At 60.2% G+C, this 9,192-nt stretch carries 9 protein-coding genes; 4 read left to right on the top strand and 5 right to left on the bottom strand.

Annotated features, from left to right (window positions below):
- Positions 1-134 precede the first annotated feature (134 nt).
- The gene (locus tag AB0T83_RS19795; protein WP_366194931.1) at positions 135-287 is read left to right on the top strand and encodes a hypothetical protein; all 153 of its coding nucleotides are present in this window, start codon (positions 135-137) and stop codon (positions 285-287) included.
- Between the two features lie 142 nt (positions 288-429).
- On the opposite strand, the gene AB0T83_RS19790 is transcribed toward AB0T83_RS19795, so the two are convergent.
- Positions 430-1,632, bottom strand: coding sequence for a flavin-containing monooxygenase (locus AB0T83_RS19790; protein WP_366194930.1), 1,203 nt, complete (start codon positions 1,630-1,632; stop codon positions 430-432).
- 470 nt (positions 1,633-2,102) lie between these two features.
- Here AB0T83_RS19790 and AB0T83_RS19785 point away from each other — a divergent pair, with 470 nt between their 5' ends.
- Both AB0T83_RS19785 and AB0T83_RS19780 read left to right on the top strand, forming a co-directional pair.
- A complete protein-coding gene (locus AB0T83_RS19785) occupies positions 2,103-2,558 on the top strand; it encodes an AraC family transcriptional regulator ligand-binding domain-containing protein (RefSeq protein ID WP_366194929.1) in 456 nt (151 codons plus the stop codon).
- Positions 2,506-2,655 (top strand): helix-turn-helix domain-containing protein, encoded by a 150-nt coding sequence (locus AB0T83_RS19780; protein WP_366194932.1) that lies wholly within the window; start codon positions 2,506-2,508, stop codon positions 2,653-2,655. The genes AB0T83_RS19785 and AB0T83_RS19780 overlap by 53 nt, the downstream gene beginning before the upstream one ends.
- Before the next feature lie 189 nt (positions 2,656-2,844).
- Here the strand turns inward: AB0T83_RS19780 and AB0T83_RS19775 are convergent, their stop codons facing one another.
- The 4 genes from AB0T83_RS19775 to AB0T83_RS19760 form a co-directional block, all read right to left on the bottom strand.
- Positions 2,845-3,120 carry a YMGG-like glycine zipper-containing protein gene (locus AB0T83_RS19775; protein WP_366194928.1) on the bottom strand — a complete coding sequence of 92 codons (276 nt, stop codon included), beginning with the start codon at positions 3,118-3,120 and terminating at the stop codon, positions 2,845-2,847.
- 287 nt (positions 3,121-3,407) lie between these two features.
- Positions 3,408-4,661, bottom strand: coding sequence for a carbohydrate porin (locus AB0T83_RS19770; protein WP_366194927.1), 1,254 nt, complete (start codon positions 4,659-4,661; stop codon positions 3,408-3,410).
- Between the two features lie 88 nt (positions 4,662-4,749).
- Entirely contained in the window at positions 4,750-6,096 is a 1,347-nt protein-coding gene (locus AB0T83_RS19765) for a metal-dependent hydrolase family protein (protein ID WP_366194926.1), read from the bottom strand.
- 90 nt (positions 6,097-6,186) lie between these two features.
- The gene (locus AB0T83_RS19760; protein WP_366194925.1) at positions 6,187-7,704 is read right to left on the bottom strand and encodes an amidohydrolase family protein; all 1,518 of its coding nucleotides are present in this window, start codon (positions 7,702-7,704) and stop codon (positions 6,187-6,189) included.
- A 191-nt stretch (positions 7,705-7,895) separates the two neighbouring features.
- Between AB0T83_RS19760 and AB0T83_RS19755 the strand changes: the two genes are divergently transcribed.
- A complete protein-coding gene (locus tag AB0T83_RS19755; RefSeq protein WP_366194924.1) occupies positions 7,896-8,939 on the top strand; it encodes a helix-turn-helix domain-containing protein in 1,044 nt (347 codons plus the stop codon).
- Positions 8,940-9,192 lie beyond the last annotated feature (253 nt).

Below are 9,192 nucleotides of genomic sequence, written 5' to 3'. Positions count from 1 at the left end.
TACTTGTTCGTTGTCTTTGTCATGATGCTCCATCCTACTCAGGAGTTGGAGCCTCCGGCAAACCCGGTGCGGGTCAGCCCGGACCGTACCGCGCTCCACTGATGTATCTTGACGGGGATCCGAAACGAGGCTCGATGCTGACGCGCAAGGCAGTGAGCTACAACATGGCTCGTTATCCTTGGGCGAAACGGGTCGAGTTGCAGCACCATGACCACGTGATGGGGCTTCGCGACGCCCCTGTGCCTGCTGTCGCCGAGATCCGACGGTTTCTTGATGGGATTCCCTGATCGTTTGACAGGCCTCAGACAGGAATTTGTACTCAGAACATACGTTTCATGGCACGCTCTTTTGAATGGATGCCGGATGGATCCAGAAGAGCCATTAAGCTGGGCTGCATCGCCCAAAGTCCACCGGGTCAGGTCTGTCGCGCTACCGGGCGGATGCAAGGTGGTTGACGATGCGCTCGGCTTCATGTCCGGCGGCCAGAACGGTGCCCGAGCGTTGGGCCTCCGGATTATCGAGGCCTATGAAATAAACGCCCGGAACGGACAACGAACGTTCTTGTAGCGGGCGGCCTTCGTTGTCGATCGCGCCGGGGATATTGAGCCACGAGAAATTGCCGGTTAGCCCCGTTGCCCAGATCACGGTGCGGATGCCTTCAGAGGCAAGATCGAGTTTGGTGATCGGCGGGTTTGGAAATCGAGCCGGAACTGTCTCGCCAGGGTCCGGTTGGGCTTCAGGTGCTTCGATGCTCTCCCGAAGGATGTACTCGTCGATCGCGCTCTTCAGCCCCTGGGACAGGTCGTCCGCGAATGCGGCGCTTTCGGACAGCGAGTCGTCGAACAGGATCGACCCGCTGGGTGACATTTTGCGCGCTCTGCCAACGAGCGTCACGCCCAAGGCGCTCAGTGACTGAAGGCTGAGTGTGCCGGTTCGTCCGACAAGCGCACGGCTGGCACCAGGTTGCCGCGGTCTTTGGTTGAGCTTGCTTTCTGACATCCAGAGAAAGATGTCGCGGCCGCGATAGCGGCGAGGGACGCGACCATTGCGGCCAGTGGAAAGAAAGACCCGCCGTCCCACTTGCGCCAGTTCCTCGGCAATCTGACCGCCGGTATCCCCGCAACCTACCACCAAGATGGCGCCTTCCGGTAACGATGCCGGGTCTCGATAGTCTGCGCCATCCAGTTGAAGCACTGAAGACGGCAGCCTTTCGGATATGGCCGGCCGGACCGGGATGTTGAGGTTTCCGGTCGCAACCACGAGCGCGTCGGCCCGCATGATGTCGTCGCAAGTCCGAATTTCGAAGTCACCATCCGCCGGGGAGACGTCTACGACTGTCGTGTTCTCCCTCACGGGAAGTGAGTTGCGTTCCACGTAGCTTTCAAGCATCGCAATAAAGTCGTCACCGCTCATGAAGCCTTCTGGCGCTGGCCCTTCGTAGCGGTCGCCAGGCAGTACGGTCAGTACATTTGGCGTGTTCATATGGAAAGACGCCCAACGCTGGGTGCGCCAAGTGTCGCCAATTCGGCCGCGCTCAAGAACGATGTGGCCAAGCCCTTTCTGCGCGAGCTCGAAGCTGACGCTCAATCCTGCCCAGCCGGCACCAACTACTACGACTTCGTAGGTCTTCAATGCCGCCCCCTTTCGCAGCCTTTAAGACCCAAACTAGCAGATTATCTGCGAGATTCCGACGTTTGGCTAATAGCGCGAGCCATTCAGCGGGATATGCCGAAGCGCCATTATTGGAAGATTGCCGCGGAAATCCCCCAGGCCCGGAGAAAGGCGGCCTCGTTCGTGCCATGGCGGACGGCGAAGTCGATGAATGACGTCGCCAGACTGGCGACCAGTGTTCACGGATTGCCTCGATCGGTGAGCGCCGGAAATAACCTTCAACGCGGCTTTTGCTGCGAGTAGAGCCGTTGGGGAGCGAGCACCAAGCGATCTGAAGTCTCGCATTCACGTACCGGCAAGCAGATACGAAACTTCGGGATATCGGCTCTCAAGCCCGGTATCGCTGCCGATTTTGTTGCGGAGGGACTCCTACTTGTCTCTTGAAAAGGCGGCGGAAGGATCCGTTGTCCTCGTAGCCGACCTGTTCGGAGATGTCGTCGACGAAGGTTGAGTTCGCGCATCAGCGGCTGACCGGCACCGAGGCCCTCGCCAGGTTCTTTGGCTGCAATGTCCTGTTTGGTGCCTCGGAGAACAGCATTGCCTTCAAGGCGGCTGATATGGATGTGCCGCTGTTGACGGTCGACGACAACCTGCAGCGGACACTTTCGGCTATCTGCGAGAACACGCTGGCTCAGATGCCGAAAACGCCGAACAGCATGGCCCGGTTGGTTGAAAGGCAAATCACGGCGCGTCTTGCAGCCGGTACAGCCCAGCAGGACGCAATTGCGGCCGAACTTGGGATGAGCGCCCGAACGCTGGCCCACCGACTGACCGATGAGAGCACGAACTTCGCAACAGTCGTCGCCAACCTGCGAAAGGCTCTGGCCCGGGACTATCTGCTCAACAGCGCTCCCGCCCACCAAGATCGCCGATCTTCTCGGATATAGCGACGCCAGTACCTTCAGCACGGCATTTCGGAGGTGGTACGGGCAGCCGCCCAGTGACTTCAGGGAGCAGCCAACGGCAGAAGCGCCCCTGACATAGGACTAACGATCTGAACAGAGGCCGGACTGTTCGGATCATGCGCCCACATTTGCACGTCTCTCCCTCATCCTGAACCACCCTGACGCAACAAACCATGCGAGCCTGGAGCACACCGGGATTGAAGCACTTGCCGGATCGCTCCAGCATCGGTTGGAAGGGGTAAAACGTTCCTGCTATCCCGTTGCGGAATCAGCGCTTGTGCTTGTTGCCACCCTTCTTGCAGTCGTCCTTGCGATCTTCGCGATCCCGGTCTTCGGCGATCTTGCCGCCGAGGGCACCGGCCGCAGCGCCAAGCGCCAGGCCGTCCTTCGCGTCGCCGCCGGTGATTTCGGTCAGAACTGCGCCCGCCACAGCGCCCTTGAGGGCCTTTTCACCGATGTCGCCGGCATTGGCGGCCATCGGGGCGACCAGGACGAGCGAAGCGGCAAGGGCGGTGAATACGGTGTTCCTGAGGGTGTTTGTCATCGGTTCCAACCTTTCTGACGGTGGCGACCTCCGTGGCCGCCTTCTGTTGAAAGATCTAAGGGAACCGACCTGCCTCCGCTTGAGAGCATCCGACAGCTTCATTGGATTGCCTGACAATGCAGAGCAACAGGCCAAATTTGACGGATACTCTGCCGTAAAGGCTTCCGCGTGACGCAATGCCAATCATCCGATTGATCGCGGCCCCGTGGTCGCGATGGTGTCCGGTCCGTTCAGGCGCAGACACAGCATTCCCAGCCAAAGGACTTTCTATTCAGCTACTACGCAGGTCAAAGATTGATCCGCAGCCTTAGGCCGAACACGGTAGGGTCCTGATCGTTGAATCCCGGATTGATCATGTGCTGCACATCCGCGGTCAGGGCGACATTGTCCGACAGGTCCAACCGGTAGAAGGCTTCCATCGTGGTCTGGGTGTCGAGGGTTTCGTCCACCGGGTCCGCGACAGTTGCGCCGAATCCGAACAGGTCGTCATAGAGGCCTGGCCGCCACATGAGCCCGGCATTGGCCGCGCGCCGGGCGATTGGTGCTTCTCCATCTGACCAGCCCAGGCGTCCGTAGATCATGAATTCCTCGTTGATGGTGTGGTTGGCAGACAGGATCGCCCCGTAGCTTTCCGGCACGCCTGCCTCGGTGCGTTCATCGACGTGAAACACGCCGAGGTGAACGTTTGTTAGAAAGCGCTTCGAGCGTTCGGGTGTCCATCCGATCTCGGCGTATTTGTAGAACTCTGGACCACCGGGGAACCACTCCACATCGGTCAGCGAGCCGTTTGCATCCGACAAGACGCCGAGGGCGTAGATCTGGTCGGTCAGGTATCCGCCGCCTGCGATGCCGAAGCCGGGGTCGGGGATTGGAAGGACCGGGCTGAACAGGATCGCGAAGTTGGAGAAGGTCGTGCGCGGGTTCACGTAGCCGAGGATGTCCGAGTAGTCTCCCGGATCGATCCGTCCCGCCACGAAACCGGCCCGTCCGTTGGCGAGCGTCTGGGACCAGTAGGCGACGGAGAGGGTCGTGTCGGTGTCGCTGAAGGTCGTTGCGGTGACACCTGCATAGCCGATCTGCCCGGTAAGCCCGCCGGGCGCGATCTCCGTGCCGAGCAGGTGGCGGTTCTCCAGGGTGAATACCAGTTGCCCGGGGTTTTCACCACCGCGGTTGAGCAGCGTCCACTGGCCAAGAATGCGGGCCTGGCCCAAGGCTGCCTCGTCGATATCGGTCAGGCTGTCGGTCGCGGACTGATAATAGGCCTGGTAGTCGAAGGAGAGGTTCAGGCCGGTGCGGTCGGCAAAGCTTTGCCGGGACGCTTCCAGGGGATCCAGTGCCGCATCCAGCCCTGGCCAGCGAGAGTCCTGCAACCGCCTGACCCGGTCCTGTTCCAGCTGGGCCTGCGTTGAGGCCGGACCGCCGAGCGATGCGGTGGCTGCGGCCTCCAGCGGCGCCAGCGGCCCGTTATCCTGCGCGATGGCTCCGGATGACACCCAGAAGCCGCCGACAACAGTCGCGGCGAGAAGACCTGCCTGTTTCATTTATGTTTTTCCTTGTTGATCCTGGCGTCTCTTCGGCCTGCTCATGCAAGGATCGCAAGAACCACATCCCGACCGCCCCGCGCCCGCTTCAGTCCAGCGTGTTCTTGTAGATCACGCCGTCCTTCATGATGACCTTCAGGTTGGGATCAGGATCGGCCAGAAGCAGGATGTCTTCGAGCGGGTTGCCATCGACCAGCAGGAGATCCGCGTAAGCGCCTTCCTCGACCACGCCGTGCGGGCCGTCCTGGTAGGGATTGTTCAGGCCGGTCAGGCGGTTCATTCGGGCGCCGTTCGATGTGGCCATGCGCAGGATGTCGAAGGGTTTGAACTTGGCCTCGTGCAGGTATTTGAACTCGTCGTTCATCTTTTTGTCCTGCTCAAGCGTCTGGTCCCAGTTGTTGATGAGATCGGTGCCTAGCGTGTAGAGGTCGATCATGCCCGGTGTCGTCTGGATCACCTCGATCATGTTGGCGGCGGCGTCACGGACGCTCTTCCATTTGGCGAACGAGGCTGGCGTGTAGAAGGCTTCCGCCTGTTCGGTCGTCACGGAATAGACCGGCGCAACCGCCGTCGCGAACATGATCTGTTTCTCGACCATGATCTCGGCGGCTTCCTTGGTCAAAAACGGGATGTGCTCAACGGTCTTTGCGCCATTGTCGATGCAGTTGCGGATCGCCTGCTCGGTGAACACGTGGCAGGTGACATAGGTGCCCCATTGCTCGGCGGTCTTGACCGCCATCTGGATTTCATCCGCCTGGTACTGAAGCGAATGCAGCGGGTCGAACTCGGACGTGACCCCGCCGCTGACCATGACCTTGATCTGGGTTGCCCCGCGCCGCAGGTTCTCGCGCACGGCCATGCGGATCTGCTCCGGGCCATCCGCGATGAAGCTCATGTCCGTGTCGACCCAATGCGATGGGCCTTGCCCCGACAGGGTTGGATGCCGGTCGTTCAGCTTGCGGAAATCGGCATGGCCCGATGTCTGCGTGATGAAGGCCTCGGAAGAATAGATCCTCGGGCCGGGGAACATACCGGTATCGATGATCCGCGCGATGGACTTTGCCGGTCCGCCGAGGTCACGAACCGTCGTGAACCCGTTCATCAGGATGCGCTCGGACCGGATCGTTGCAACGCCACCAAGATGGAAGGGCGTGATGTTTTGGCGCAATCCGTCACTGAGCGGGTTGAACACCAGCAAATGCACGTGCTGGTCATGCATCCCCGGCATGAGCGTGCGCCCGCCGCCGTCAATCATGGTTGCGTTGGGCGCTTCGATCCCTTCCGTCGAAATCTCCTTGATCAGGGTGCCTTCGACCAGAACGCTGGCGTTTTCGATCCGCGCCTCGTTCACGCCGTCAAAAACATGGACATTGGTGAACAGGGTCTGCGGCAGCGCTTCGTCCTGCGCAGAGGACATGCCGGCAGCGAGCGACACCACTCCCGCCAGTAATGTGGACTTGAAAAGATGCTTCATAAGTTTGCCCTTCCGCAATGTTGACGGCGGGGCCAGAGCCCCGCCAAACGTTCAGTTCAACGTGTTCTTGTAGAATTTTCCGTCCTTCATGATGACGCGAATGCTCGGCACGTCCTGCCCGCGTGGCTCGGCATCGAACCATGTATCGACAGCGCCGATAGCCGTGATGTCTTCGAGCGGGTTTCCGTCAACGATGAGGATATCGGCATAGGCGCCTTCTTCGATTACGCCGAGCTTGCCTTCGGGATAGGGGTTTCCGCGTCCCGTCAGCGCGGCCAGCTCGCCGCCATTCGAGGTCATCATCTGCAAGGCCCAGAGGTTGCCGAACTCACGCGCCATGAACGCTTTGGTGAAGTCCATCGACTGCCGGTACGGCACACCGGTCAGCAGAACGTAGTCGGAATCGAACACCATCTTCGGCTTGTACTTCCGCACCAGATCAAACAACTGCTCGCTGTTTTTCCGCAACCACAGGAACTTCGCCGTCGGCGGGAAGGTCGGGTCCTGGTGCATCGGATGCTCCAGCGCCTCGGGCGCCAACGCGGTCAGGTTGGGTGAGAAGAACGCTTCCTTCTCTACCAGCTTCTGCATTGTCGGCTCGGTGATAGTCAGGCCGTGATCCACAACCTTGACCCCGAGATCGAGCGCGCGCGACAGATCGCTGTCCATGAAGACATGCATGGCGACATAGGAGTCCATGTCCCCGGCCACCTCGACGGCAGCAGCGATCTCCGCGTCAGTGACGGCGGACTGGTAGATTGGGTCCTTGATCGAGGTCACACCGCCACTGACCATGATCTTGAGGTAGTTGGCACCAAGCGCAAAGTTCCGTCGCGCGCCGTGGAGCACTTCGGCAGGGCCGTCAACAAGCCGCGTGATCTCCAGCCGTTCAAGATTGCTTTCGTTCTTGCGTTGCCCGGCGATCCCCCAATCGCCATGACCACCGGTCTGGCTGAGGCAGGTGCCGGACGAGTAGATCCGTGGGCCGGGAAGCGAACCCTCGTCGATTACCGCACGAAGTCCACCATGTGCACCGCACATGTCACGCACCGTTGTGAAGCCCATCGCCAGCATTTCCTGCGCAAAGGCCGCAGAACGTGCGCCGATCTCCTCCCATGTCGTGTCCTGAAGGCCCGGGATCGAGCCATTCTTGTACATGTTCACATGCACATGGCTGTCGATCAGGCCGGGCATCAAGGTGCGCCCGCCGCCGTCGATCACGTTGACCTCGACCTCTTTGGTCTCGATGCCGCGTTCGGTCTGGACAATGAAAGAATAGCCGTCGATACCGCCAACAGGGTCGGGCAGGCGCTTGCTTCCGCCCGTTCGAACTTCGACTTCCCGCGTGCCGGATTCGGGAATGTCCTCTGCAATCTTGTGAATCTTGTTCTTGACGACGAGCACGTCGACAACTTTCAAGCCGTCATTCACCCCGTCGAAGACCATCACGTTCTTGAACAGCGTGACCTCCGAAGGAATGTTGGGGACATCCTGCGCAATGGCAGGCGTCGTGAGCGCAATTGCCATGGACATGGCCGGCAGCAACGCCTTCAGGTTGAGTGTTGTCATTCGGTGTCCTCCCAGGGGTCGGTCTTCCTGCGGACCGGTCCTCCCACTATGCACATATGCCCCGACATTCTTTTGACCCGCTGATCCCGTGGTGCATTTTTCGGACCTGATCCGGTCAATTTCAGTCAATTTCCACTTGGCCATCCGGTGCTGCGACCCATAGCGTTGCGAAACGCGAAAGGGTGATGCGGATGCCGCAAGGAGAACAGAAAGACGGTTTGTCCCTCGTGCGCGCCACGGTTCTTGGCCCCGTCGTGGCGATGATGCGGCGGCTCGATGTGGATCCCGTTTTCGCGCTTGGGTTGCATGGTTTGAGCGAGGAGCAGGTCCTGAACCCGGCCGCTTTCATCACGCATGACACGGTCTATGCGGCGCTGGCCTCCATCGCCGATATAACCCGGCCGGATATATGCGCCCTGGTAGGACAACAGACAGACCTGTTGAACTTCCTGCCGCGCGGCGCGCTCCTCGGCCAGTCGGTGAGCCTTGGCGATTTCTTCACCCGGTTCACCCAGATCGTGTCGAAAGAAAGCAACGCGGTGTCCGTCCGGCTCCTGATCGAGGAAGAGCACGCCTATTTCACCTCCACGCGCAATTTTGGTCCCGAGGTGTCGCCGGGCCACTCTGACGCCTTTCTCGTCGGGATCTGGATTTCCCTGCTGCACCGGGTTCTCGACTTCAGATGGGATCCAACCCAGATCGTTCTGCGCCTGTGCGACCCGACCCTGCTGCCAGCGCAGTTTCACGGCGTGCGCGGGATCAAGTGCAACAACAGGGGATTCTCGATCCGGTTCCCGGCGGCCTGGTTGTCGCTTCCGATCAACCCCGAGGTCCTCGCGAACCACGACACAGCAATCGATGAACCGTTTCAGGTCGATGTGCCACTGGACTACCTCGAAGGCTTCGAAATCCTCGTGCGGTCAAGGCTGTCCGATCCGGCACTGACGGTGAGCGAGGCCGCCCGGATGTGCAGCATCACCACCAAGGTGCTTAACAAGCGCTTGTCCTCCTACGGAACAACTGCGTCCAAGGTGATCAACCGGCTTCGGATGGAACGGGCTTCTGAGTTACTCACCCAGTCCGACCACTCGATCAAGGAGATTGCCCAGTTGGTTGGCCTGTCCGAAACATCGGCCCTGACCCGTGCTTTCACGCGGAACTTCGGGATGTCCCCGAAAGATTGGCGCAAGAAGAAAGCGCAAGAGGCCGAGATTGCCGGTGCGGCAGCAGATTAGCCTGACACCGCTGCGACTTTTCAACGACTGCAATCTCTTGGAACCTCGGTCGCCCAAGGGAATGCCGAATAGATGCATGACCCAGCGTGCCCTTCGCCGAGGGGCAATCGATGGGAAAGGAGACCTCCATGCCACCCGCATCGAACTTCGGCTCACCGCCCTACCTGCAGAATGCTGCGGTGTCGGGCAGAAGGTGAAGGTTGCCCATTTCCGCCTGTGCCACAGCCGCAAGCCCTTTGTCGTGGCCTGTCCC

Origin of the sequence: Meridianimarinicoccus marinus (genome assembly GCF_040689105.1) — a bacterium.
GTDB lineage: Bacteria > Pseudomonadota > Alphaproteobacteria > Rhodobacterales > Rhodobacteraceae > Meridianimarinicoccus > Meridianimarinicoccus marinus.
The sequence above is the reverse complement of the archived record's forward strand: the minus strand, read 5'-3'. Positions and strand labels throughout refer to the sequence as shown.

What these genes read in the sequence shown, in the direction of transcription:
- AB0T83_RS19770 (WP_366194927.1), bottom strand. Translation starts at nt 4,661, where the DNA reads ATGAAACAGGCAGGTCTTCTCGCCGCGACTGTTGTCGGCGGCTTCTGG.
- AB0T83_RS19755 (WP_366194924.1), top strand. Translation starts at nt 7,896, where the DNA reads ATGCCGCAAGGAGAACAGAAAGACGGTTTGTCCCTCGTGCGCGCCACG.
- AB0T83_RS19785 (WP_366194929.1), top strand. Translation starts at nt 2,103, where the DNA reads ATGTCGTCGACGAAGGTTGAGTTCGCGCATCAGCGGCTGACCGGCACC.
- AB0T83_RS19760 (WP_366194925.1), bottom strand. Translation starts at nt 7,704, where the DNA reads ATGACAACACTCAACCTGAAGGCGTTGCTGCCGGCCATGTCCATGGCA.
- AB0T83_RS19795 (WP_366194931.1), top strand. Translation starts at nt 135, where the DNA reads ATGCTGACGCGCAAGGCAGTGAGCTACAACATGGCTCGTTATCCTTGG.
- AB0T83_RS19775 (WP_366194928.1), bottom strand. Translation starts at nt 3,120, where the DNA reads ATGACAAACACCCTCAGGAACACCGTATTCACCGCCCTTGCCGCTTCG.